Here is a 23,784-nt window from a genome sequence, read left to right as displayed (position 1 = left end):
CTGGCTGATCGCCTGGACTTGGTCCGCCTACTGGGCGGCGCGGGCCTCGGCCGGCAGCCACGCGAAGGAGGCGGCGGCGTCGGCGGCCTTGTACTCCAGGCCTACGTAGCCCTCGTATCCGGCCTTCTTCAGCTGGTCGAGCAGCTCCTCGAGGGGCAGCTCGCCGGTGCCGGGGGCACCGCGTCCGGGCTTGTCCGCGATCTGGACGTGCCCGGTCTTGGCGGCGTACTTTTCGATGACCTCGGAGAGGTCCTCATCGTTCATCGCCAGGTGGTACAGGTCGAGCAGGAACTTGGCGTTCCCGAGGCCGGTGGCCTCGTTCACCTTGTCCACCACCTCGATGCCGGCCGGGGCGCTCACCAGCGGGTAGAGCGGCGACTCGGGCTTGTTGAGGGTCTCGATCAGGAGGATCGCGCCGACGCGGTCCGCGGCCCGGGCCGCCACGACCAGGTTCTTCAGGGCGAGCTCGTCCTGGACGGCCGGGTCCACACCCTCGACGCGGTTGCCGTAGAGGGCGTTCAGCGCCTTGCAGCCGACCGAGGCGGCGAAGTCCGCAGCCACGTTGATGTTGGCGTTGAAGCGCTCCGACTCCTCACCGGGAACCGATACCGCACCGCGGTCCGGGCCCGGCAGCCGGCCGGCGTAGAAGTTCAGGCCCACCAGCTGGGTGCCGGCGTCCTCAAGAGCCTTCTTGAGGGCGTCGAGCTCCGCCTGAGCGGGGGTGGGGGTCTCGATCCAGGGCCACCACAGCTCGACCGCCGTGAAGCCCGCCGCGGCGGCTGCCGCGGGGCGCTCCAGAAGCGGGAGTTCCGTGAAGAGGATCGAAAGGTTCACATCGAAGCGCTGGTCCGTGTATCCCATGAGGGGTGTGCGCTCCTTCCGTATTGCGGAAGTTAGTTTCTGCTTGATGGAAGACTGCATGGGCCTTGTCGCAGATGTCAAGTGCGAACTGCCGAAAAAAGCCGACTGGGAGGTAGCTTGACCAGCGTGCGATTGAGAGTGGAGTTCACGACCGAGCCCTTCGATCTCGAAGAGGCCCCTGCCCATGCCGTGGCCGCTCGCGAGGTCATCCAGAAGGCCCGGCTGGACGCGGTGGACGTCGGTCCGTTCGGCAATACCGCCGAGGGTGGCGCCGACGAGGTGCTGGCCGCGGTGGCCGCGCTGCTGCGCGACTCGCTGGAGTCCGGGGCCACGCGCGTCTCGCTCCAGGTCAACGTGATCGGGGAGGACACCCCATGACCGAGCCCCGCGACCACCCGTTCGTCACCGCGGTCAAGCCGCTGGTCGACGCGATGGGCGGCGAGCTGATGGATCCGGCCCAGGCGCTGCCCGACGACGTCGTGCTCAGCTGGGAGGGTGAGGACCTGCTGGCCGTGCGCCTGCCCCAGCTCTCCGACTCGCTGGACCACATCCTCGCGGCGCTGGAGCGCCGCCACGGCGTACCGTTGTCACAGCTCGACCGGAAGTCCAAGCAGGACATCGTCCGGATACTGGAGGCGCGCGGCGCCTTCTCCGTCCGGCACGGCGTGGAGACGGTCGCGGGCGCCCTGGGCGTAAGCCGCTTCACGGTCTACAACTATCTGAACAGGGAAAACCCCAACAAGAACAGCAAAGCGTGAAGCCTGCTTGACCCACTGTGACGAGCCGCCGCCCCATTCATCCGGGCGGCGGCTTTTGTGTACGGGAAGTTTCAACAAAGTGTTGACGCCGTGTTGTCGAGGGCGTTAGCTATGCGCAGCCCGTCAAAGCAACAACAGGCCACGGAGGCCTACCGTGACTTCGAGTCCGACCCCGGGTCTCACCCGGTTCAACGCCTTGGACGACAGCGCGGCCACGGCCGAACTGCACGAGGTGTGCGCCAGTTCGGCATGGGGGAGCAAGCTGCTCGCCCAGCGCCCCTTCGCCACCGCCGACTCCCTGTTCTGCGCGAACGAGGCCGCCATGGCCGAGCTCACCGCCGAGGACCTGGCCGAAGCGATGGCAGGCCACGCGCCGATCGGCCGGCCGAAGCCGGGAGACCCGACCTCCGCCCGCGAGCAGCGAGGCATGGCCGGCGCTTCGGAGGAGCTCAAGAACGAGCTCCTCGAACTGAACCTGGCGTACCAGGAGAAGTTCGGCCACGTCTTCCTCATCTGCGCCACCGGTGCGACCGGTGAGTTCATGCGGGACGCGGTCAAGGTCCGGATCGACAATTCGCCGGAGCAGGAGCGGGAGATCGCCCGCGGCGAGCTCGTGAAGATCAACCGGATCCGTCTGACCCGCCTCGTCGAACTCGCAGAAGAAGGAGCGTGAGCATGAGCACTGAGACCGCGGCATCTCCGAGAAATTCGGTGTCCACGCACATCCTGGACACCAGCGTCGGACGCCCCGCCGAGGGCGTCGCCATCTCCCTGTCCGCCCGTACCGGGCCCGACGGCGAGTGGGCGACCCTGGGCGGCTCCGCCACCGATGCGGACGGGCGCTGCAAGGACCTGCCGGCGCTGCCGGAGGGTACCACCCACGTACGTCTCGACTTCGAGACCGAGGCGTACTTCGAGAAGAAGCAAGCCGAGGCGCAGCAGGACGCCCCCCGCGTAAGGGACAGCGGTGCGTTCTTCCCCGAGGTCACCATCACCTTTGCGGTGAACCCGGGCGAGCACTACCACGTACCGCTGCTGCTCAACCCGTTCGGCTACTCCGTTTACCGAGGGAGCTAGCATGGCCACGATTCTGGGCCAGAACCAGTACGGCAAGGCAGAGAACCGCGTCGTCAAGATCACGCGGGACGGCGACACCCACCACATCAAGGACCTGAACGTCTCGGTCGCCCTCTCCGGCGACATGGACGACGTCCACTACTCCGGCTCGAACGCCAACGTCCTTCCGACGGACACCACCAAGAACACGGTGTACGCGTTCGCCAAGGAGTACGGCATCGAGTCCGCCGAGCAGTTCGGCATCCACCTGGCGCGCTGGTTCGTGAACAGCCAGGAGCCGATCCAGCGTGCGCGCATCCGGATCGAGGAGTACGCCTGGGACCGGATCGCCACCTCGGACGCCAACTCCAAGTTCATCGGCTCCGACGAGGTCAACCACTCCTTCGTCCGCAAGGGCATGGAGACCCGCGTCACCCAGATCACGTACGACGGCCAGAACTGGGAGGTCATCTCCGGCCTCAAGGACCTGATCGTCATGAACTCCACGAACTCGGAGTTCTGGGGTTACGTGAAGGACAAGTACACGACCCTGCAGGAGGCGTACGACCGCATCCTGGCCACCCAGGTGTCGGGCCGCTGGCGCTTCAACTGGTCGGACGACGAGCAGCGGATGCCCAACTGGGAGAAGTCCTACGCCGAGACCAAGAAGCACATGCTCCAGGCCTTCGCGGAGACCTACTCCCTCTCGCTGCAGCAGACCCTGTACCAGATGGGTTCGCGCATCATCAACCACCGCTCGGAGATCGACGAGGTCCGCTTCTCGCTCCCGAACAAGCACCACTTCCTTGTTGACCTCGAGCCGTTCGGGCTCAAGAACGACAACGAGGTCTACTTCGCCGCGGACCGCCCGTACGGTCTGATCGAGGCCACGATCCTGCGGGACGGCGCTGACGCCCGCATCCCCGTGGACATGACCAACCTCTGACACGGCACGCGCGTCCCGGGGCTCCGCAGTGGCCCCGGGACCGCGCGACACGCTTCAACTTCCTGAATCGGCACCCGGACGCACAACGAGGGACGGCAGTACTGTCAGCTGTCGAGGTCCCGCCTCCGGCACTCAAATCCCCTGGGTCCTGCCGTGCCCGCACCGCCACTGAAAGCACGAGGAAGTCCCATGGCAGCATCGGCAGCGCGTGACGGCGCCGTAGAGCGCATCGTCATCGAGAACTGTGCGATTGCGACCGTCGACGCGAACGACACCGAGTACGCCTCGGGCCACGTTGTCGTCGCCGGCAACAAGATCGAGTCCATCGGTGCGGGCAAAGCCCCCGAGAACCTCGACAATGTGGTCCGCCGCATCGACGGCACGGGTCACCTCGTCACCCCGGGTCTGGTCAACACGCACCACCACTTCTACCAGTGGATCACCCGTGGTCTGGCCACCGACCACAACCTCTTCAACTGGCTCGTCGCGCTGTACCCGACGTGGGCGCGCATCGACGAGCAGATGGCCTACACGGCCGCCCAGGGCTCCCTGGCGATGATGGCCAAGGGCGGCGTCACCACCGCCATGGACCACCACTACGTCTACCCCAAGGGCTCCGGCGACCTCTCCGGCGCGATCATCCGCGCCGCGTCCGAGATGGGCGTCCGCTTCACCCTCGCCCGCGGCTCCATGGACCGCAGCAAGAAGGACGGCGGCCTGCCCCCGGACCACGCCGTCGAGACCCTCGAGGGTGCGCTCGCCGACACCGAGGCGACGGTCAAGAAGCACCACGACCACTCCTTCGACGCGATGACCCAGGTCGCCGTCGCCCCCTGCTCCCCCTTCTCGGTCTCCACCGAGCTGCTGAAGCAGGGCGCCGAGCTGGCCCGCCGCCTCGGTGTGCGCATGCACACGCACGGCTCCGAGACCGTCGAGGAAGAGCAGTTCTGCAAGGAACTGTTCGGCATGGGCCCGACCGACTACTTCGAGTCGACCGGCTGGCTCGGCGAGGACGTGTGGATGGCGCACAGCGTCCACATGAACGACTCCGACATCGCCGCGTTCGCCCGCACCAAGACCGGCGTCGCGCACTGCCCGTCCTCCAACGCCCGTCTGGCCGCCGGCATCGCCCGCGTCCCGGACATGCTCGCCGCCGGCGTCCCGGTCGGCCTCGGCGTGGACGGCACCGCCTCGAACGAGTCCGGTGAGCTGCACACCGAGCTGCGCAACGCGCTGCTGATCAACCGGCTGAACCCGGTCCACCGCGAGGCCGCCCTCAACGCGCGCCAGGCCCTGCGCCTCGGTACGTACGGCGGCGCCCAGGTCCTCGGCCGCGCCGACAACATCGGCTCGCTCGAGGTCGGCAAGTGCGCCGACCTGGTGATGTGGAACCTGAGCACCCTGGCCCACTCGTCCATCGCCGACCCGGTCACCGCGCTGGTCTTCGGTGCGGCCGCCCCGGTCACCCTCTCCCTGGTCAACGGCAAGCAGATCGTCGAGAACAACCGACTGCTCTTCGCCGACGAGGACGCCATCGCGGTGTCGACCCGGGAAGAGGCCCAGCGCCTCGCGCGGATCTCCGCGCAGGGCTGATCCCCACGGAGTCCGGCCGGGGGGGACGGCCCCCGGCCGGCGGTCGCGGACCCGAGCGGGGTCCGCGGCAGCCGTTCCCGGGAAGCGCCCGAGGATTTCCGAGGGCGCCCCCGGGGCGGTGACTCGTGCCACTGCTTCTGGAACGAATCGGGCGAATCGTTTCTGCATGCCTTCACACAACTGAACACAAGATCGACTTGCACAGCTTTCGCACCACCTCCCAGACACCCACGTCCCTGCCGACGTGTTACCCGACCGGAGGAAGCCGTGGCCAAGGCGCCCAGGTTTCGCACAGATGCTGTCGCAGTACCGGAGGAGAAGCACCCGGTCGACGAGACCCTGCCTCCGCTGAAAATGTTCACGAGCGGCCTCCAGCACGTGGCCGCCATGTACGCGGGTGTCGTCGCCCCGCCCATGATCGTCGGCCCTGCCGTCGGACTCTCCGCCACCGAGACCGCGTTCCTGATGGGCGCCTCGCTCTTCACCGCCGGCCTCGCCACCCTTCTCCAGACCCTCGGCTTCTGGAAGATCGGCGCCAAGCTCCCCTTCGTCAACGGCGTCTCGTTCGCCGGTGTGACCCCGATGATCGCCATCGGCAAGGGTGAGGGCGCGGACGCCGTCCCCGTCATCTTCGGCGCGATCATCGTCGCCGGGCTCCTCGGGTTCCTCGCCGCCCCGTACTTCGGGAAACTCGTCCGCTTCTTCCCGCCGGTCGTCACCGGCACGGTCATCACGCTGATCGGCGTGTCCCTGCTGCCGGTGGCCTTCAACTGGTCCCAGGGCGGCAACCGCACCGCCACCGACTACGGCTCGGTGAAGAACATCGGCATGGCCGCCGTCACCCTCGTGATCGTCCTGCTGATGCGCAAGTTCCTGCGCGGCTTCCTTCAGCAGATCTCCATCCTGCTCGGCCTGGTCGCGGGTACGCTGATCGCCCTCCCGCTCGGTATGACCAGCTTCGACGCCGTCAGGAACGCCTCCCTCGTGGGCTTCCCGACCCCGTTCCACTTCGGCGCCCCGCAGTTCCAGGCCGCCGCCATCGTCTCCATGTGCATCGTCATGCTGGTCTGCATGACCGAGTCCACCGCCGACATCCTGGCGCTGGGCAAGATCGTCGGCCGTCCGGCGGATGCGAAGACCATCGAGGGCGGGCTGCGCGCCGACACCCTCGGCAGCGCGCTCAGCCCGCTGTTCAACGGCTTCATGTGCAGCGCCTTCGCGCAGAACATCGGGCTCGTGGCGATGACCAAGGTGCGCAGCCGGTTCGTCGTCGCCGCCGGTGGCGGCATCTTGATCCTGCTGGGCCTGTGCCCGGTCGCCGCCTCCGTCATCGGAGTGGTCCCGCTGCCGGTCCTCGGCGGCGCCGGCATCGTGCTGTTCGGCTCGGTCGCGGCCAGCGGGATCCAGACCCTGGCGGGCGCAGCCATGGAGAAGGGCGAGAACGCCCTGATCGTCGCTGCCTCGGTGGGCATCGGCCTGATCCCGATCGCGGCGCCGGACTTCTACCACGCGTTCCCGAAGGACCTGCTCGTCGTCCTGGACTCGGGCATCAGCACCGGCTGCGTGGTGGCCATCGTGCTCAACCTGGCCTTCAACCACTTCGGCGCCCGGCGCGGCGCGGCTGCCGCTCCGGAACCGGTGCCGGTGCCGGTGCACTGACCCTCACGGGGCCGGCCTGCTACGGCGGTGCGTACGCCACCCACTACTGCGGGTGTGGCGTACGCACCGGCCGTCCTTCCGCACCCGCCCGGGCGGGGGAGTCAGCCGGCGGCACCCGGGGCCGGGGGTGTCCAGAGCATCAGGTTGCTCATCAGCTCGGCCTGCTCGATCGCGTCGTCGAGCGCGTGGTGGGTGTGCCGGCGGCGGGAGAGCAGCTGCTTCGGCATCCGCCCCTTGACTGCTGCGCGCAGCGGCACCTGCGCCTTCGCCGCGTACAGGGTCTTCATGTCGAGGCAGCCGGAGTGCCCGAAGGGGCTGTCGCCGCCGAACCGGATCAAGTACCAGTACAGGAAGGTCCAGTCGAAGGAGGCCGGGTAGCCGCACATCACGGGCTGGGCCCCCCTCTCCGCGGCGACCTCCCGCACCCAGGCGCGGAACTCGGCCATGGCCGCCGCGGGTTCGGCGCCCTCCCGGACCAGCCGGTCCCGGTCCAGGCCGCTGACGGCGAGCGCCTCGGGGACGTACGCGTCGCTGATCGGCCGGAGTTCGCGGTAGAAGGTGTGCTGCTCGGGGTCGGCGGCCGTATACGAACCGCCGTCCTGCCGCCCCGCGACGGCGGCCCCGAAGCTGATCATCGAGTACGGGCCGGGGATCGGGCCGTCGGCCTCGATGTCGACGGAGATGTAGAGGCTGGGACGTACGGTACGGACCGGCATGAACGGGATCATGCCAGCCCGGGACCGTGACGGGCATCCGGTTTCCCGGCGCCCGTCACCCCTGCGCGGACGCCCGGACCGCCGAGGAGCCCCGGGGGGAGATCATCCGGCCGACGATCCGTACGACCGTCCGGCGGCTCGCGAACCGACCGCTCAAGGTCATGATCCGGTTCATGGCTCCGGAGACCACGCTCGGCGGCGGGTTCCTCCGGTCCAGCGCCTTCAGCGCGGTGCGTACGACCTCCTCGGAGGTCTGCATCCGGGTGCCGCTGGCGGCGTCCTCCGTGCCGACCACGTCGAAGAACTCCGTCCTGGTCGCGCCGGGCGACAGCGCCATGACGCGCAGCCCGGTGCCCCGGGACTCGTGCCAGAGGGCCTCCGTGAAGCTGAGCACGAAGGCCTTGGTGGCGCCGTAGACGGCCATGTACGGAACGGGCTGGTACGCGGCCGTGCTGGCGAGGTTGACCAGCACCCCCTCGCCACGGCGGCGCAGCGGGCCGATGAAGGCACGGCTGATGTCGACGACGGCCGTCACGTCGAGGCCCACTTCCTGGCGGAGCCGCTGCGGGTCCTCCTCGTGGAAGCGGCCGTAGGTGCCGAAGCCGGCGTTGTTGATGACGCTGGAGACCGCGATCCCGCGCCGGTCGACCTCGGCGGCGAGCAGCTCACCGCATCCGTCGACGGACAGGTCCATGGCGATCGACTCGGCTTTGACGCCGTGTGCCGCCGACAGCTGCCCGGCCAGCGCCTCGAGCCGGTCCTCCCGGCGGGCGACGAGCACCAGGTGGGAGCCCCGCGCGGCGAGCTGGCGCGCGAACTCGGCGCCCAGGCCCGAGCTCGCGCCGGTGATCAGGGTGGTCCTGCCTCGGTAGTCGACCGCGTTCACAGTGGCTCCTGCCATGGGGTGACATCGTCAGGCATCACTGTATGCCCGACTGGCAGTGACTGCCAAGCGGGCAGTAGGGGTCAAATGGGCGGCGCGCCTATATGCTGACCGGATGGGGACCATCGCAACGCAGCCGAGCCTGTGGGACCGCTCCCGGCAGGCCGTGGTCGCGAGCATCTTCGGCACGGCCATGCGGCTCTTCGCCGAGCAGGGCTACGAGGCCACGACGATCGCGCAGATCGCCAAGGAAGCGGGCATCTCCCAGCGTTCGCTGTTCCGGTACTTCGGTACCAAGGAGGACATCGTCTGCGGCGAGCAGGAAGAGCTCGGCGAGCTGCTGCGCGCGACGGTGGAGGCCCAGCCCGCCGCCGCCACTCCGTGGGAGGCCCTGCGGGCCGGTTTCGAAGTGCTCATGGACGCGCACGGCGACCCCGAGCAGCTGCTGGAGATCACGGCGCTGATCTTCGACACCCCGTCGCTGCGCGCCCGGTACACCCAGAAGCGGCTGCGCTGGCAGGAGCTGGTGCTGCCCGCCGTCACGGCCCGCATGGCGCAAGGGCCGGGCCTGGTCCCCGGGGTCCGCGCCGCGGCGGTCGTCGCGACCGTCTTCGCCTGCGTGGACGCCGCCACCGAAGCCTGGGTCCGCAGTGGCGGCAGCGCCGACCTGGCGGCCCTCTACGACGAGGCACTGGCCGCCGTACGGGGCTGATCGAACGCGAAGGGCGCCCGCGCAGTTCTCCGCGGACGCCCTCGCACGGAACGCATGTCCCCGTCAGGGAGTGGGTGCCAGGAACATGCCCGTCTGATCCGCTCCGGCGGTGTTCTTGCAGCCGGCGGCGGAGTTCGCGGGCTGGGCGACCGCCAGGGCCAGGCAGCGGCCGACGGCCAGCTGGCCGAAGTAGTTCGGGTGCATGGACTCCTGGACCGGCCCCTGCGTCTCGCTGCTGTCGATCCAGCGCGCCCACTCGCTCGTCTTCGCCGAGGCGGGCGCCGAGGTGGTCACCTGCTTGCTGGCCTTCGCGCACACCTCACGGCCCTGCATCATGTCGCGCAGGTCCAGGAACTGCACGCCCTTGGCGGTGGCAACCCCCTTGAGGCGATCGGCGATCTGCGGCACGAGCGAGTCGCGCGCCCAGTCCGAGTCCCGGTTCCAGAAGGGGCAGCCGCCGGTGTTGAGGCGGCTCCAGTCGCTCTGCGTGTACCGGTTCTCGGCGCCGCGCGGGATGGGCGACGGGTAGGACTGCAGCACGATCCGGTACGAGGAGTCGGTGTACCCGGCGGCCCGCATCACGGCGCGGATCTCGTCCACGGACTTGCCGACGTTCGCCATGACACCGTCGATCTTCTCGTCGACTCCGTACTGCTGGTCGTCGTAGCAGTACGAGTTCCAGATGACGAAGTCGAGGGCGCAGTCCTTGATGATGTCGGCGAAGCCGAGGTCGTTGCCGCCGATGGACAGAGCGATGACCTTGACGTTGTTGGCGGCGGCCACGGCGGCCAGCTGATCGGCCTGCGGGGCCTCGCCCTTGAAGGGCACGCCGCCGTTGGAGGCGCGGAAGACGTTCTCGGAAATCGCCCCGGAGCAGGCCAGGTTCACGGCCACGTCGGCGATCGCCCCGGCGCTCTTGACCTCGGCGGAGTCGGAGCGGTGGCACCCGCCGGCGGTGGTGCCGTACACCTTGGCGGGGTCGTAGGTGCTCCCGGAGACCCATGCGCGGTCGGTTCCGGTCCGGTTCCCGCTGTTGGTCAGGCTGTTGCCCTTCCAGCGGCCGGCCTCGCCGGAGATGTAGCTGTCGCCCATGGAGACCACGGCGGTGGGCCCGGTCCCGGGACTGGCCACGGAGGTCCCGGCAGAGCCGGCGACCAGCGCACTGACGGCGAGCGGCAGAACCATCCCGGCCCCGGCGAGTCGTCGCACTCGACTGGGGGCCCGGTCCTTGCTGGCGTTGCGGAATCCGATCACGGCGGAACTCCTGCGGTCGGCCATGGCGAAGCCGGAGCGAACTCCGGTGCATGGCTGGGGAAGTGGGGGTACCGCCGGCCGGTGGCATCGGAAAGGTGACACGCCGCGCGTTGTTACCGCTAGGTACAGGGAAGTTACGATGGAGTAACAACCGATCGATCGGTCGGCCCGTCGGCCGCCGCGCTGCCCCGTCCCGCCCTTGGCCGGATTGCGCCGTTCCCTTGGCGGCCGTTCACGCTCACCCTGTGAACAGAAGCGCAACCAAGGCGGTCAACGGGGGAGCCACCATGGTCGAGCCGCTCTACGTACCCGTCCTGCCGATGCGCCGCGGCCCGCTCGCGGCGTACTCCCGGCTGGCGCCGTTCCTGCAGGCGGCCGTCTCACCGCTGTGGACGATCCCGCTGCGTACGGATCCGGCCGGACCGCCCGGACCGCCCGGCGCCGTCGTCGCCGCCCAACGGGCCACGCCCGCCTGGGTGGACGCCCGGCACCTCGAGGGTGCGCCGCGCGCCGTCACGGAGGGGCTCTGGCCGTACCTGCTCCACACGCCGCTGCGGCCGGTCACCGGCCCGGGCCGGCCCGACTGGCAGCAGTCCGCCTGCGCGGACTTCGCCCGGGCCTGCGGGAACGGCCTCGGGCTGCGGGTCCGTGCGGCCGACGCCTCCTCGGAGCAGGGTGCCGAGGAGGTGCGCCGGCTCGTCGAGCGCCTGGCCGGTCCGGACCTCGCCCGGGACCTGCCGGTGGACCTGCTGCTGGACCTGGAGGCGGTCACCGATGAGGACCACCAGGCGGACAAGTGCGCCCTGCGCGCCCTGGAATTGCTCGGCCCGCTCACCCGGTGGCGCTCGATCGTCCTCCTGGCCGGTTCCTTTCCGCCCACCGCGCCCGAGCCGTCAGGGTGGGGGCCGATCGAGGCGCAGCGACACGACTGGGACGTCTGGCACATGGTCCGCCACGCCCGGCCGGAGCTCCCCGTCGACGTCACCTACGGGGACTACGGCGCCCACCACGCCTTCGCGGCCGACGCCGGGGCGGGCGGCGGCCCGCCCTGGGGCGTCCTGCGCTACACCACGGACCGTACGTTTCTGCTGGCCAAGGCGCCCACGATCGGGGACGGACATGCCGAAGAGGTGCGGGAGACCGCCCGCCGGATGATCTCTGAGCCCGAGTTCCGCGGAGCCGGGTTCAGTGAGGGCGACCGCTGGCTGCACGAGTGCGCCACGGGTACGGGAACCCCCGGCGTCGGCAACGCCGAGTCGTGGATCCGGGCGGGCCACAGCCAGCACCTCGCCTACGCGGCATGGTGTTTGACCGCCTGAAGCACGAAACGGCTCCGCCCCCGGGCCGGTTGTGGCGCGGGGGCGGAGTGGGGGTCGGCTGCTGTGCGAATCAGCCGGCTTCCGGGGGTCAGCCCACGAGCTGGTCGTAGGCCGGGAGGGTGAGGAAGTCCGCGTAGTCCGCGTCCAGGGAGACCTGGAGGAGGAGGTCGTGGGCCTGCTGCCACTTGCCGGCCGCGAAGGCCTCCTCGCCGGACTCGGCGCGGATCGCGGCCAGTTCCTCGGCGGCGATCTTGCGGGTGAGGTCGGCGGTGGCCGTCTCGCCGTTCTCGAAGACGACGCCCGCGTTGATCCACTGCCAGATCTGCGAGCGCGAGATCTCGGCGGTGGCCGCGTCTTCCATCAGGCCGAAGATGCCGACCGCGCCGAGGCCGCGCAGCCAGGCCTCGATGTAGCGGATGCCGACCTGGACCGCGTTGCGCAGGCCGTCGTACGTCGGTCGCGCGTCCAGGGAGTCGATCGCGATCAGCTCGCCGGGGGCGACGGAGACGTCCTCGCGCAGGCGGTCCTTCTGGTTCGGCTTCTCGCCGAGGACCGCGTCGAAGGACGCCATCGCGATCGGGACCAGGTCGGGGTGGGCGACCCACGAGCCGTCGAAGCCGTCGCCCGCCTCGCGGTCCTTGTCGGCCTTGACCTTGTCGAACGCGACCTTGTTGGCCTCCGCGTCCTTGCGGGACGGGATGAAGGCGGCCATGCCGCCGATGGCGTGCGCGCCGCGCTTGTGGCAGGTGCGGACCAGGAGCTCGGTGTACGCCCGCATGAACGGGGCCGTCATCGTCACCGCGTTGCGGTCCGGCAGGACGAACTTCTCGCCGCCGTCACGGAAGTTCTTCACGATAGAGAAGAGGTAGTCCCAGCGGCCCGCGTTCAGGCCCGCCGCGTGGTCGCGCAGCTCGTAGAGGATCTCCTCCATCTCGTACGCGGCCGTGATGGTCTCGATCAGGACCGTCGCGCGGACCGTGCCCTGCGGGATGCCGACGTAGTCCTGTGCGAAGACGAAGATCTCGTTCCAGAGGCGCGCCTCCAGGTGCGACTCCGTCTTCGGCAGGTAGAAGTACGGGCCCTTGCCGAGCGAGATGAGGCGCTTGGCGTTGTGGAAGAAGTACAGGCCGAAGTCGACCAGGGCGCCGGGGACCGGACGGCCGTCGACCTGGAGGTGGCGCTCCACCAGGTGCCAGCCGCGCGGGCGCATCACGACGGTCGCCAGCTGCTCGGCGGGCTTCAGGGCGTACGACTTGCCCGTGCGCGCGTCCGTGAAGTCGATGCGGCGCTCGTAGGCGTCGATGAGGTTGAGCTGGCCGAGGACGACGTTCTCCCAGGTGGGGGCGGAGGCGTCCTCGAAGTCGGCGAGCCAGACCTTGGCGCCCGAGTTCAGGGCGTTGATGGTCATCTTGCGGTCGGTCGGACCGGTGATCTCCACACGGCGGTCGTTCAGCGCGGCCGGGGCCGGCGCGACCTTCCAGTCGCCCTCGCGGACCTGTGCGGTGTCCGGGAGGAAGTCGAGGTGGGAGGTGCGGGCGATTTCGGCGCGGCGCTCTGCGCGGCGGGCGAGGAGCTCGTCGCGGCGGGGCGTGAACCGCCGGTGGAGCTCGGCCACGAACGCGAGGGCCGCCTCGGTCAGGACTTCGTCCTGCCGGGGCAGGGGCTCGGCGTCGACGATGGCCAGCGATGACGGCGCTGGTGCGGACATATCTGTCACTCCTTCAGCGGCGGTGCCTGGCGGCCGCGGGGAATGCTCGCGCAGGACGGCACGCAGTGCCGCCGGGTGTGGAGAGTTCCGGGATACGGTCGCGGGCGCCGTCTGGGGGTTCAGGGCGCTTCTGACCAGTGGATAGTAATTTCCTTATGGTGGAAGTTCAATGGTTTGTTGATGTCGAGATTCTCCGAGTCGACAGACTCTGGCGCCCGGTGGCCCTCAGTGCCACCTTCGTCACTGCCCGCTCAACTGCTGCTCGACCTCCGCTCAAGCCAGTCGTGCCAGGTCGGGCGGGGTGTCGATGTCGAAGGCCTCGGCGATGTCCCCGCACTCCACCAGCGTGAGCTCGTTCGCGTGTTCTGTCAGATGGATCCGCGCGCCCTTGTCCCCCGTCGCCGTCGCCGCGATGTCCGCCCAGCGGTCCGCTCCGAAGAGCACCGGATGGCCGCGCTCCCCGCCGTAGGCCGCCGCGACCAGGCTCGAGGGGGAGCGGTACGCCTCCCGGACCCGTGCCACGGCCGCGGGGCCGATGCCCGGCTGGTCCACCAGTGAGACGAGGGCAGCTGAGGCGCCCGTACCGGCGAGGGAGGCGAGCCCGGCGCGCAGGGAGGAGCCCATGCCCTCCGTCCAGTCGGGGTTGTCCACGACCACGCAGCCGGTCAGGTCCGCCTGCTCGCGGACCTCGGCGGCACGGGCGCCGAGCACCACGTGCAGCGGACCGCAGCCCGCCTCGCGCAGCACCCGTACCGCGTTCTCGACGAGCGGGCGCCCGCGGTACGCGAGCAGGGCCTTGGGGCGCCCGCCCAGGCGGCGCCCGCCGCCGGCCGCGAGGAGCAGGCCCGCGATCACGGGGTCAGGGCCGGGGGTTGAGGTCGAGTCTGCGTGGGTCGGCATGTCAGCGATTCTCGCCCCTGCGGGCCGGTGCGTGGCCGCCGCGTCAGGAGGCGTCGTACGGAGGCCAGGGCGGGCCCGAGGCGCAGCGGCTCGGAGATCCGGTTCTCGACGGCAGCCGCCAGGGCGCGTTCGTCGCGGTCGGTCAGGGGGGTCGGCGTGCTCGACATGGGGTGGTCTCCTTGCCAATCGGGGGCCAATACCGCGAGTCTGGTCCCTGGATTGGCCTGGCAGGCAGAGCCAATCAGGGGGGGTTGGCATGGCAAACGGGCGAGTCGTCCAGACGGCGGACAGAACCATCGGCAGCCGCCAGCTCGCGGCCCTGCTGCCTTCCGAGGTGCTGGCGCGCCCCGGCTACCGGTCCCTCGCCGACGCCGTGCGGACCCTGATCCTCGACGGCCGGATCGCCCTGCACGTACGGCTGCCCGCCGAGCGCGAGCTCGCCGAGGCGCTCGGCGCCAGCCGTGCCACCGTCACCGGGGCCTACGACCTGCTGCGCGAGAGCGGCTACGTCCGCAGCCGGCGCGGATCCGGCACCTGGACCGAACTCCCCGAGGGCCACGGCCCGGTCGGCGCGCACCTGCTGGTCGGCTCCGGCGGCTACACCGCCGACGGCGATCCGGGGATCGACCTGGCCATCGCCGCCCTGGGCGCCCCCGAGGACGCCCTCACCGAGGCCCTCGCCTGGGCCGCGCCCCGGCTGCCGGGCCTCGCCCGGAGCCCCGGCTACAACCCCTTCGGGCTGCCCGACCTGCGCAGCGCCGTCGCCGAGCGGTTCACCCGGCGCGGGCTGCCGACCCGGCCCGAGCAGATCCTGGTCACGGCCGGTGCGCAGCAGGCGTTCTCGCTGGTCGTGAGCCTGTTGTGCCGGCCCGGGGACCGGGTGGTGACCGAGAACCCCACGTACGCGAACGCCCTCGACGCCCTGCGGCACGCCCGGCTGCGCACCGGGTCGATCGCCGTGTCCGACGCGGGCTGGGACATGGAGATCGCCGAGTCCACGCTGCGGCAGACCGTGCCGAGGCTGGCGTACGTGATCCCGGACTTCCACAACCCGACGGGCCTGCTCATGCCGCAGGAGCAGCGGCTGCGGCTGCTGTCGGCGACGCGCCGGACCGGGACCTGGCTGGTGGTCGACGAGACCATCGCCGACATCGCCCTGGACGCGCCGTCGCCGCCGCCGCTGGCCTCGCTGGCGTCGGGGGGCGGGGCGGACCACGTGGTGACGATCGGCTCGCTCAGCAAGACGCACTGGGGCGGGCTGCGCGTGGGGTGGGTACGGGCCACGGCGAAGATGATCACCGAGCTGACGGCGGTGAAGGTGGCCGCGGACATGACGGGGTCGGTGCTGGACCAGCTGGTGGCACTGCCGCTGCTGGAGGGGCTGGAGCGGACCCTGCCGGCGCGGCTCGCGCAGTTGCGGGGGCAGCGGGAGGCGCTGGTCGCTGCGCTCGAGCGGCACACTCCGGAATGGTCGTGGCAGGTGCCGCCGGGTGGGCTGTCGCTGTGGGTGGACCTGGGGGAGTCGGTGAGCTCGGCGCTGGCGGAGCGGGCCGGGGCCTGCGGCGTGCACATTGGGCGGGGGGCGCGGTTCGGGGTGGACCCCGGGACGTTCGAGCATCGGCTGCGGATTCCGTACACGTTGTCCGCGGACCGGCTGGACGAGGCCGTGCAGCGGCTGGCAACCGCGTTCCATGACGGGGTTCCGCTGGCGCCGGCGGTGGAGCGGCCGCACTGGGTGGCCTAGGTGTATTGCCCCGGGAGGTTGTGGACGGCAGTCGGTACCCCGTATGCAACCGGGCGGATACACGGGGCACCGTCTGCCGCCCGGTGTATCCGCCCGGGGGAAGGCCCCACCCACCCGGTCCCGCCGGGCGGGGCTGGAGCAGTGGCTACGGGGTGCGGATCAGGCGACGGGTCGTGGCCGTGGCCACTGCTGACGTGCGGGAGTCGACGCCGAGCTTTGCGTAGATGTGGACCAGGTGGGATTTGACCGTGGCCTGGCTCAGGAAGAGCTTCTTCGAGATCTGCTGGTTCGACAGGCCGTCGGCGACCAGCTGGAGCACCTCCAGCTCCCGCTTCGTCAGCGCCTCCGCGGGGGTGCGCATGCGGTCCATCAGGCGCAGTGCGACCGCCGGGGCCAGCGCCGACTGGCCCGCCGCCGCGGTGCGGACCGCCGCCGCCAGCTCCTCCGGCGGGGCGTCCTTCAGCAGGTAGCCCGAGGCGCCCGCCTCCACCGCCGCGAGGATGTCCGCGTCCGTGTCGTACGTGGTCAGGACCAGGACCCGGGGGGCTCCGGGCCGGGCGGTGATCGCCGCCGTCGCCGCCGAGCCGTGCATGCCCGTGCCGAACTGGAGGTCCATCAGGACCACGTCCACCGGCTCCGAGGCGGCCAGTTCCACCGCCCGCTCGGCGGTGGCGGCCTCCGCGACCACCGTGAAGCCCGGCTCGGTGTCCAGCACCGCGCGCAGCCCGGCCCGGACCACCGGGTGGTCGTCGGCCAGCAGCAGGCGGATCGTCATCAGGATGCCTCCAGGGGCAGCGGCAGGGTGACGGCCACGGCGGTGCCCTGGCCGGGGGAGGACTCGACCGTGAACAGGCCGCCGAGGGTCTCGGCGCGCGAGCGCATGGCGGGGAGGCCGAACCCGCCCTCGCCGGTGGGGGCGCAGGAGGGGTCGAAGCCGGTGCCGTCGTCCACGACGTCCAGGGTCACCGAGGCGTCCATGAAGGTCAGGGTGATCTCGGCCCGGCCCGCGCGGGCGTGGCGCACCACGTTGGCCAGCGCCGACTGCGCGATGCGGAGCAGGGCGACTTCGTACGGGGTGGGCAGGACCCGGGGCGCGCCGCTCAGGCAGAACCGCACGCGCGGCCCCGGCGCAGCCGTGCACAGCCGCTCCAGCGCGGCGGCGAGGGAGCCGTGCTCCAGGTCGGGAGGGGTGAGCGCCCGTACGAAACGACGCGCCTCGGCGAGGTTCTCCTGAGCCGCCTCCCGGGCCCGGCCGATGTGTTCAAGGGCCGGGGCGTCCTGCGGAAGCGACCGCTCCGCCGCGCGCAGCAGGAGCTGGATCGAGGACAGGCCCTGCGCCAGGGTGTCGTGGATCTCCCGGGCCAGGCGTTCCCGCTCCGCCAGGATCCCCGCGTCCCGCTCGGCCGCGGCCAGCTCGGCGCGGGTGGCGATGAGCTCCTCGATCAGCTCGCGGCGGCGTTCGCTCTCGCGGTACAGCGCCTGGTAACCCAGTACGGTCGCCACCGCCACGGCCCCGCCGAGCAGCGGTCCGAGGAAGGCCCCGGGCGACACCGCGCTGCTCTGCGCGTGCGCCAGGAAACCGCCGATCGCCGCGCACGCCGTCACCGCGACGGCAGCGACGCCCCAGCGCAGCCGTAGCAGGTGCAGCTCCAGGAAGTACAGGGGGAACGCGATCCACAGCCCGTCGGGGGAGACCACCAGCAGCGCCGCCCAGGCCGCGCCCAGCCCGGCCAGCCACACCGCCCCGGCGCGCGGCGAGCGGTGCACCGCGGGGGTCAGTACGCCGGCCGCGTACACGGCGGCCAGCACCGCGCAGGCGGCGACCACCCAGCCGGCCCGCGGCGCGGAGTCGGTGACGGCCCGCCCGGCAGCCAGCGCGAGCAGCCCGAACAGCAGCGCGTGCAGGCACAGGCGCAGGATGCGCGAGACGGGGGTGAGAGGGCGTGGAGCGGGGGATTCCGGAGGAGCAGCCATGGCCTGACCAGCCTAAGCGCGGCCCTGCGCCTCCCGGTCAATCGAAAGTTTGATGTCCGGATGCGTCGTTCGATACCAGGATCACTACCGTGGCGCGATGCCCTGGACCCGCGCCGGAGACCAGGGTGGGGATCATGTTCGTCGCATGGAGAGATCTACGGTTCGCCAAGGGCCGCTTCGCCCTCATGGGCTCGGTCGTACTGCTGATCACGCTGCTGGTCGGCCTGCTGTCCGGGCTCACCGCCGGCCTGGCCCGGGAGAACGTCTCGGCCGTCACCGGCCTGCCCGCCACCCACCTGGCCTTCGCCGCGCCGACGGGGCACCAGAAGGTGTCCTTCACCAACTCCCAGGTACCCGGGAAGGCCTGGCAGGCCTGGCGGGCGCAGCCCGGTGTGAAGTCGGCGGAGCCGCTCGGCATCCGCACCACCAACGCGGCGGCGGGTGAGCGCACCGCCGCCGTCTCCGTGTTCGGCGTCGACCCGGCCGGCCCCCTCCCGCCGCGCGGCACGGGCCTCGCCCAGGGGCAGGTGGTCCTCACCGAGAAGGCCGCGAAGGAACTCGGCGGCCTCGCCGCCGGCGGCAAGCTGAAGATCGGCCCGCTCGAACTGACCGTGGCCGCCGTCTCCGGCACCGCCGCCTACAGCCACACCCCCGTCGTCTGGACGGACCTGGGCGACTGGCAGCGCATCGGCAACCCCGGCACCTCCCTCGACACCCTCGCCACCGTGGTCGCGCTCGACACCGCCGGGTCGGCGGACCTCGCCGCCGGCGACAAGGCGGCCGGCACCAAGGCCCGGACCATCGACGAGGCCCTCGGCGCCATAGGGTCCTACCAGGCCGAGAACGGCTCGCTCCAGCTGATGCGCGGCTTCCTCTTCGTCATCTCGGCCCTGGTCATAGGGGCCTTCTTCACCGTGTGGACGATCCAGCGCAGCGGGGACGTCGCCGTGCTGAAGGCGCTGGGCGCCTCCACCCCGTACCTGCTCAAGGACGCGCTCGGCCAGGCCGTGGTCATGCTCGCGATCGGCACCGGCCTCGGTACGGCGCTGGCCGCCGGGTTCGGCGCGCTGATCAGCGGGGGCGACGTGCCCTTCGTCCTCGACGCCGCGACCGTCCTCGTGCCTGCCGCGATCATGATCGTGCTCGGTGCGCTGGGTGCGGCCCTGTCCATCCGGCGGATCACCGCCGTCGACCCCCTGACCGCCCTAGGGAGCGCCCGATGACCCTCCTCGTGCACGACGTCACGCTCACCTACCCGGACGGCGAGAGCCGGCTCACCGCCCTCGACCGGGTCCGGCTGGACGTACCCGCGGGCACGCTGACCGCGGTGATCGGACCCTCCGGTTCCGGCAAGTCCAGTCTGCTGGCGGTCGCGGCCACCCTGGTCACCCCGGACTCCGGGCAGGTGGTGGTGGCCGGCCAGGACACCGCGCGGCTGAGCGCGGCCGGGAAGTCGGCCCTGCGCCGCGAGAAGATCGGCATCGTCTTCCAGCAGCCGAACCTGCTGGCCTCGCTCACCGCCGCCGAGCAGCTGCAGGTGATGGCGCACCTGTCGGGCCGCCCGTCGCGGACGCTGCGCCGCCGTGCGCTGGAACTGCTGGACGCGGTGGGCCTGGCCGACAAGGCCGACAAGCGCCCCCACCAGCTCTCCGGCGGCCAGCGCCAGCGCATCAACATCGCCCGTGCGCTGATGAACGAGCCGGCCGTGCTCCTGGTCGACGAGCCCACGAGCGCCCTGGACCACGAGCGCGGGGCGGCCGTGCTCGACCTGCTGGTCACGCTGACCCGCGAGCGCTCCACCGCGACCGTCCTGGTCACCCACGACCACGCGCACCTGGAGCGGATGGACCGGACGGCAACGATGACGGACGGCCGCCTGAGGGAGTCCGAGTCCGAGACGGTCCCGGCCGCCTGAGCGCGCCGTACGCACGTCAAGGCCCCGGCCCCGCGCATCAGCGGGGGCCGGGGCCTCGGCGTACGTACGGGGCGCTCAGGCGGCCGAACCTACGCGGGGTTCTGGCTCTGCAGGGCCACGGACAGGTCGGCGGCGACGTTCTGCAGGATCGGCACGAACGACTCGGCCACGGCCTCGGTCACGCGGCCGGCCGGACCCGAGATGGAGATCGCGGCGGCGGTCGGCGAGTTCGGCACCGACACGGCCAGGCAGCGGACTCCTATCTCCTGCTCGTTGTCGTCGACCGCGTAGCCCACCTTGCGGACCTGCTCCAGGGCCTCCAGGAAGCCCTCCGGCGTGGTGATGGTCTTCTCGGTCGCGGCCGGCATCCCGGTGCGCGCCAGCAGCGCCCGTACCTCTTCCGCGGGGGTGTACGCGAGCAGCGCCTTGCCCACACCGGTGGAGTGCGGCAGCACGCGGCGGCCGACCTCGGTGAACATGCGCATGGAGTGCTTGGACGGCACCTGGGCGACGTAGACGATCTCGTCCCCGTCGAGCAGGGCCATGTTCGCCGTCTCGCCGGTCTCCTCGACCAGGCGGGCGAGGTACGGCCGGGCCCAGGTCCCCAGCAGGCGCGACGCGGACTCGCCGAGGCGGATCAGCCGGGGCCCGAGGGAGTACCGTCGATTGGGCTGCTGGCGGACGTAGCCGCATGCCACCAGGGTGCGCATGAGGCGGTGGATGGTCGGCAGCGGCAGACCGCTGGCGGTGGAGAGCTCGCTGAGGCCGACCTCGCCCCCGGCATCGGCCATGCGTTCGAGCAGATCGAAGGCGCGCTCAAGGGACTGAACGCCACCGCTGGCGGCGGTGGGCTTCGCGGAAGCGTCGGTGGTGCTGGCGCTGGACGTCGGCACGGCGCGGTCCTTTCGGTGCTGGCAGGCAAGGAAGCAGCCTACCGGTCGGTCGGCGTCGGCCCTAGAGCCGGGTCGAAGCCGTCCCCGCCGGTCAGAGCGGGTTTGTCCCGGTGGCGGACGTCCTCGGGAAGTTACCCGACCACCCCCGGTGGTGATAGCTACATTCTGGATAGTGAAATCTTAATTCCATCCTGTGGAAACATCCAATTGCGACACCGGTCAGTCAGTGCTCTGTCCGGGCGCTCTTGACGGGCTCCGGATCGGCGGCGAGACTCCGTCAACAGAACGTTGAATTTCGCTCTGTGGAAGTAGATGGGGAGGTTCCGGCGTGTCCGACGACGTGGAACTGGTACTGCGCTCGACTCGCGTCATCACCCCCGGGGGGACGCGCGCCGCTTCGGTCGCCGTCGCCGCCGGGAAGATCGTCGCCGTACTGCCGCACGACGCCGAGGTGCCGGCCGGTGCCCGGCTCGAGGACTTCGGCGACGACGTCCTGCTCCCCGGCCTGGTCGACACCCACGTGCACGTGAACGACCCGGGCCGCACCGAGTGGGAGGGCTTCTGGACGGCCACCCGCGCCGCCGCGGCCGGAGGCGTCACCACGATCCTCGACATGCCGCTGAACTCCCTGCCGCCGACCACCACGGTCGACCACCTCCGCGTCAAGCAGGAGGTCGCCCGCACCAAGGCGCACGTGGACGTCGGCTTCTGGGGCGGCGCCCTGCCGGACAACGTCAAGGACCTGCGCCCGCTGCACGACGCCGGCGTCTACGGCTTCAAGTGCTTCCTGTCGCCCTCCGGCGTCGACGAGTTCCCCGAGCTCGACCAGGAGCAGCTGGCCACCTCCCTCGCCGAGATCACGGGCTTCGGCGGCCTGATGATCGTGCACGCCGAGGACCCGCACCACCTCGACTCCGCGCCGGTCGTCCCCGGGCCCAGGTACGCCGACTTCCTCGCCTCCCGCCCGCGCGACGCCGAGAACACCGCGATCGGGAACCTGATCGCCCAGGCGAAGCGGCTGAACGCGCGCGTCCACGTCCTGCACCTGTCGTCCTCCGACGCGCTGCCGCTGATCGCGGCCGCCAAGGCCGAGGGCGTCCGGATCACCGTCGAGTCCTGCCCGCACTACCTCACCCTCACCGCCGAGGAAGTGCCCGACGGCGCCAGCGAGTTCAAGTGCTGCCCGCCCATCCGCGAGGCCGCCAACCAGGACCTCCTGTGGGACGCGCTCGCCGACGGCACCATCGACTGCATCGTCTCCGACCACTCGCCCTCCACGGCGGACCTGAAGACGGAAGACTTCGCCACCGCGTGGGGCGGCATCTCCTCCCTGCAGCTCGGCCTGCCGGCGATCTGGACCGAGGCCCGGCGCCGCGGACGCACCCTCGAGGACGTCGTGCGCTGGATGTCCGCCGCCCCGGCCGCCCTCGCGGGCCTCGCCGGCAAGGGCGCGATCGAGGCCGGCCGCGACGCGGACTTCGCCGTGCTGGCCCCCGAAGAGACCTTCACCGTGGATCCCGCGGAACTGCACCACCGCAACCGGGTCACGGCGTACGCGGGCAAGACCCTGCACGGCGTCGTGAAGTCCACCTGGCTGCGCGGAACGCAGATCGCCGACCACGGCACCCCGACCGAGCCCACGGGCCGACTCCTCGAAAGGCAGAACTGACCAGTGGCGATTGAATCCTTCACCGGTAACGCGAACCCGTACGGAGGCGGCGACCCGTACGCGGACTACCGCACCGCGGACTTCCCGTTCACCCAGTACGCGAACCTCGCCGCCCGTGAGCTGGGCGCCGGTGTCACCTTCGCCAACGACGAGTTCTTCGCGCAGCGCGAGAACCTGCTGATCGCCGAGGCCGCGCACTTCGACCCGGAGCACTTCGGCCACAAGGGCAAGATCATGGACGGCTGGGAGACCCGCCGCCGCCGGGGCGTCTGCGCCACCCAGCCCTGGCCGACGCCCGAGGACCACGACTACGCGCTGGTCCGTCTCGGCGCCCCCGGCGTGATCCGCGGCATCGTCGTCGACACCGCCCACTTCCGCGGCAACATGCCGCAGGCCGTCTCCATCGAGGGCGCCAACTGGGAAGGCGCCCTCGCGCCGACCCCGGAGGAGCTCCTCGGCGACGACGTCAAGTGGACGACCCTGGTCGCGCGCACCCCGGTCGGCGGCCACGCGGCCAACGGCTTCGAGGTCACCGCCGAGCAGCGCTTCACGCACCTGCGCGTCAACCAGCACCCCGACGGCGGCATCGCCCGTCTGCGCGTGTACGGCGAGGTGGTACCGGACCCGGCGTGGCTGGCCACCCTGGGCACCTTCGACGTCGTGGCCCTCGAGAACGGCGGCTCCGTGCAGGACGCCTCCAACCGCTTCTACTCCCCGCCGACCAACACCATCAACCCGGGCCGCTCCCGCAAGATGGACGACGGCTGGGAGACCGCGCGGCGCCGCGACAACGGCAACGACTGGATCCGCTACCGGCTGGTGGCCGACTCCGAGATCCGCGCCGTCGAGATCGACACCGCCTACCTCAAGGGCAACTCGGCCGGCTGGGCCTCGCTGTCCGTCAAGTCCGGCGAGGAGGGCGAGTGGACGGAGTTCCTGCCGCGCACCCGCCTGCAGCCCGACACCAACCACCGCTTCGTGCTGGACACCCCGGCGGTCGGCACCCACGTCCGGATCGACATCTTCCCGGACGGCGGCTTCTCCCGCCTGCGCCTGTACGGCTCGCTGACGGAGGCCGGCGCGGCCGCGCTGACCGCCCGCCACCAGGAGCTGCGCGGCTGACGCCGTCCCCTTGACTGCCCCGGGGGCCGACACCCCCGGGGCCCGCACGGCCCGTCGGGGCGCACCGCGGCCGCGGTGCGCCCCGACGGCGCATCCCCGAGG

At 71.1% G+C, this 23,784-nt stretch carries 24 protein-coding genes; 14 read left to right on the top strand and 10 right to left on the bottom strand.

Annotated elements, in window-relative coordinates:
• Positions 1 to 27 precede the first annotated feature (27 nt).
• The gene (locus tag IF09_RS0107260; protein ID WP_030293105.1) at positions 28 to 861 is read right to left on the bottom strand and encodes a TIM barrel protein; all 834 of its coding nucleotides are present in this window, start codon (positions 859 to 861) and stop codon (positions 28 to 30) included.
• A 126-nt stretch (positions 862 to 987) separates the two neighbouring features.
• Between IF09_RS0107260 and IF09_RS0107255 the strand changes: the two genes are divergently transcribed.
• The 7 genes from IF09_RS0107255 (at position 988) to IF09_RS0107225 (ending at position 6,873) form a co-directional block, all read left to right on the top strand.
• Positions 988 to 1,239, top strand: a complete 252-nt coding sequence (locus IF09_RS0107255) for a hypothetical protein (protein ID WP_078613104.1) — start codon at positions 988 to 990, stop codon at positions 1,237 to 1,239.
• A complete protein-coding gene (locus IF09_RS0107250; RefSeq protein WP_030293103.1) occupies positions 1,236 to 1,619 on the top strand; it encodes a helix-turn-helix domain-containing protein in 384 nt (127 codons plus the stop codon). Before IF09_RS0107255 ends, IF09_RS0107250 begins: the two co-directional genes overlap by 4 nt.
• 154 nt (positions 1,620 to 1,773) lie before the next feature.
• The gene (gene uraD / locus IF09_RS0107245; protein ID WP_030293102.1) at positions 1,774 to 2,292 is read left to right on the top strand and encodes a 2-oxo-4-hydroxy-4-carboxy-5-ureidoimidazoline decarboxylase; all 519 of its coding nucleotides are present in this window, start codon (positions 1,774 to 1,776) and stop codon (positions 2,290 to 2,292) included.
• A gap of 2 nt (positions 2,293 to 2,294) precedes the next feature.
• Complete coding sequence (gene uraH / locus IF09_RS0107240) at positions 2,295 to 2,696, top strand: hydroxyisourate hydrolase (RefSeq protein ID WP_030293100.1); 402 nt, start codon at positions 2,295 to 2,297, stop codon at positions 2,694 to 2,696.
• 1 nt (position 2,697) lies between these two features.
• Positions 2,698 to 3,621, top strand: a complete 924-nt coding sequence (gene pucL, locus IF09_RS0107235) for a factor-independent urate hydroxylase (protein WP_030293098.1) — start codon at positions 2,698 to 2,700, stop codon at positions 3,619 to 3,621.
• A gap of 189 nt (positions 3,622 to 3,810) precedes the next feature.
• Positions 3,811 to 5,214 carry an 8-oxoguanine deaminase gene (locus tag IF09_RS0107230; protein ID WP_030293096.1) on the top strand — a complete coding sequence of 468 codons (1,404 nt, stop codon included), beginning with the start codon at positions 3,811 to 3,813 and terminating at the stop codon, positions 5,212 to 5,214.
• Between the two features lie 354 nt (positions 5,215 to 5,568).
• Complete coding sequence (locus IF09_RS0107225) at positions 5,569 to 6,873, top strand: nucleobase:cation symporter-2 family protein (RefSeq protein WP_030293094.1); 1,305 nt, start codon at positions 5,569 to 5,571, stop codon at positions 6,871 to 6,873.
• 101 nt (positions 6,874 to 6,974) lie between these two features.
• Here IF09_RS0107225 and IF09_RS0107220 read toward each other — a convergent pair whose 3' ends face one another.
• Together IF09_RS0107220 and IF09_RS0107215 are read right to left on the bottom strand one after the other, a co-directional pair.
• Positions 6,975 to 7,589 (bottom strand): 3'-5' exonuclease, encoded by a 615-nt coding sequence (locus tag IF09_RS0107220; RefSeq protein ID WP_037634282.1) that lies wholly within the window; start codon positions 7,587 to 7,589, stop codon positions 6,975 to 6,977.
• Positions 7,590 to 7,644: 55 nt separating this feature from the next.
• On the bottom strand, positions 7,645 to 8,490 hold the full coding sequence (locus tag IF09_RS0107215; RefSeq protein WP_037634235.1) for an SDR family NAD(P)-dependent oxidoreductase: 846 nt from the start codon (positions 8,488 to 8,490) through the stop codon (positions 7,645 to 7,647).
• Positions 8,491 to 8,587: 97 nt separating this feature from the next.
• On the opposite strand from IF09_RS0107215, the gene IF09_RS0107210 reads away from it, so the two are divergent.
• Positions 8,588 to 9,184 carry a TetR/AcrR family transcriptional regulator gene (locus IF09_RS0107210; RefSeq protein WP_030293086.1) on the top strand — a complete coding sequence of 199 codons (597 nt, stop codon included), beginning with the start codon at positions 8,588 to 8,590 and terminating at the stop codon, positions 9,182 to 9,184.
• Positions 9,185 to 9,247: 63 nt separating this feature from the next.
• Here the strand turns inward: IF09_RS0107210 and IF09_RS0107205 are convergent, their stop codons facing one another.
• Positions 9,248 to 10,438 carry a GDSL-type esterase/lipase family protein gene (locus IF09_RS0107205; protein WP_418953025.1) on the bottom strand — a complete coding sequence of 397 codons (1,191 nt, stop codon included), beginning with the start codon at positions 10,436 to 10,438 and terminating at the stop codon, positions 9,248 to 9,250.
• Between the two features lie 245 nt (positions 10,439 to 10,683).
• Here IF09_RS0107205 and IF09_RS0107200 point away from each other — a divergent pair, with 245 nt between their 5' ends.
• Positions 10,684 to 11,757: a beta family protein gene (locus tag IF09_RS0107200; RefSeq protein ID WP_158709920.1), complete on the top strand. Its 1,074-nt coding sequence runs from the start codon at positions 10,684 to 10,686 to the stop codon at positions 11,755 to 11,757.
• Between the two features lie 88 nt (positions 11,758 to 11,845).
• Here the strand turns inward: IF09_RS0107200 and aceB are convergent, their stop codons facing one another.
• From aceB to IF09_RS45495, 3 genes are all read right to left on the bottom strand, one after another.
• The gene (gene aceB, locus IF09_RS0107195; RefSeq protein ID WP_030293081.1) at positions 11,846 to 13,465 is read right to left on the bottom strand and encodes a malate synthase A; all 1,620 of its coding nucleotides are present in this window, start codon (positions 13,463 to 13,465) and stop codon (positions 11,846 to 11,848) included.
• A gap of 273 nt (positions 13,466 to 13,738) precedes the next feature.
• A complete protein-coding gene (locus IF09_RS0107190) occupies positions 13,739 to 14,365 on the bottom strand; it encodes a nucleotidyltransferase family protein (protein WP_051832163.1) in 627 nt (208 codons plus the stop codon).
• On the bottom strand, positions 14,317 to 14,532 hold the full coding sequence (locus IF09_RS45495) for a hypothetical protein (RefSeq protein WP_158709919.1): 216 nt from the start codon (positions 14,530 to 14,532) through the stop codon (positions 14,317 to 14,319). The genes IF09_RS0107190 and IF09_RS45495 overlap by 49 nt, the downstream gene beginning before the upstream one ends.
• An 89-nt stretch (positions 14,533 to 14,621) precedes the next feature.
• On the opposite strand from IF09_RS45495, the gene IF09_RS0107185 reads away from it, so the two are divergent.
• Positions 14,622 to 16,109, top strand: a complete 1,488-nt coding sequence (locus IF09_RS0107185) for a PLP-dependent aminotransferase family protein (RefSeq protein WP_030293076.1) — start codon at positions 14,622 to 14,624, stop codon at positions 16,107 to 16,109.
• Positions 16,110 to 16,254: 145 nt separating this feature from the next.
• Here the strand turns inward: IF09_RS0107185 and IF09_RS0107180 are convergent, their stop codons facing one another.
• The gene (locus IF09_RS0107180; RefSeq protein ID WP_030293074.1) at positions 16,255 to 16,884 is read right to left on the bottom strand and encodes a response regulator; all 630 of its coding nucleotides are present in this window, start codon (positions 16,882 to 16,884) and stop codon (positions 16,255 to 16,257) included.
• Positions 16,884 to 18,083 (bottom strand): sensor histidine kinase, encoded by a 1,200-nt coding sequence (locus IF09_RS0107175; protein ID WP_051832162.1) that lies wholly within the window; start codon positions 18,081 to 18,083, stop codon positions 16,884 to 16,886. Before IF09_RS0107175 ends, IF09_RS0107180 begins: the two co-directional genes overlap by 1 nt.
• A gap of 134 nt (positions 18,084 to 18,217) precedes the next feature.
• Here IF09_RS0107175 and IF09_RS0107170 point away from each other — a divergent pair, with 134 nt between their 5' ends.
• Positions 18,218 to 19,306 (top strand): ABC transporter permease, encoded by a 1,089-nt coding sequence (locus tag IF09_RS0107170; protein ID WP_030293070.1) that lies wholly within the window; start codon positions 18,218 to 18,220, stop codon positions 19,304 to 19,306.
• Positions 19,303 to 19,998: an ABC transporter ATP-binding protein gene (locus IF09_RS0107165; RefSeq protein WP_030293068.1), complete on the top strand. Its 696-nt coding sequence runs from the start codon at positions 19,303 to 19,305 to the stop codon at positions 19,996 to 19,998. The genes IF09_RS0107170 and IF09_RS0107165 overlap by 4 nt, the downstream gene beginning before the upstream one ends.
• Positions 19,999 to 20,087: 89 nt before the next feature.
• Here IF09_RS0107165 and IF09_RS0107160 read toward each other — a convergent pair whose 3' ends face one another.
• Positions 20,088 to 20,891 (bottom strand): IclR family transcriptional regulator, encoded by an 804-nt coding sequence (locus IF09_RS0107160; RefSeq protein WP_030293066.1) that lies wholly within the window; start codon positions 20,889 to 20,891, stop codon positions 20,088 to 20,090.
• Between the two features lie 328 nt (positions 20,892 to 21,219).
• Between IF09_RS0107160 and allB the strand changes: the two genes are divergently transcribed.
• Together allB and alc are read left to right on the top strand one after the other, a co-directional pair.
• Positions 21,220 to 22,560: an allantoinase AllB gene (gene allB, locus IF09_RS0107155; protein ID WP_030293064.1), complete on the top strand. Its 1,341-nt coding sequence runs from the start codon at positions 21,220 to 21,222 to the stop codon at positions 22,558 to 22,560.
• A gap of 3 nt (positions 22,561 to 22,563) precedes the next feature.
• The gene (gene alc, locus IF09_RS0107150) at positions 22,564 to 23,682 is read left to right on the top strand and encodes an allantoicase (protein ID WP_030293061.1); all 1,119 of its coding nucleotides are present in this window, start codon (positions 22,564 to 22,566) and stop codon (positions 23,680 to 23,682) included.
• Positions 23,683 to 23,784: the final 102 nt, after the last annotated feature.

It is taken from the genome of Streptomyces katrae (assembly GCF_000717655.1).
Lineage (GTDB): Bacteria > Actinomycetota > Actinomycetes > Streptomycetales > Streptomycetaceae > Streptomyces > Streptomyces katrae_B.
Note: the sequence above shows the minus strand (reverse complement) of the source record. Positions and strands in the feature narration are given on the sequence as shown.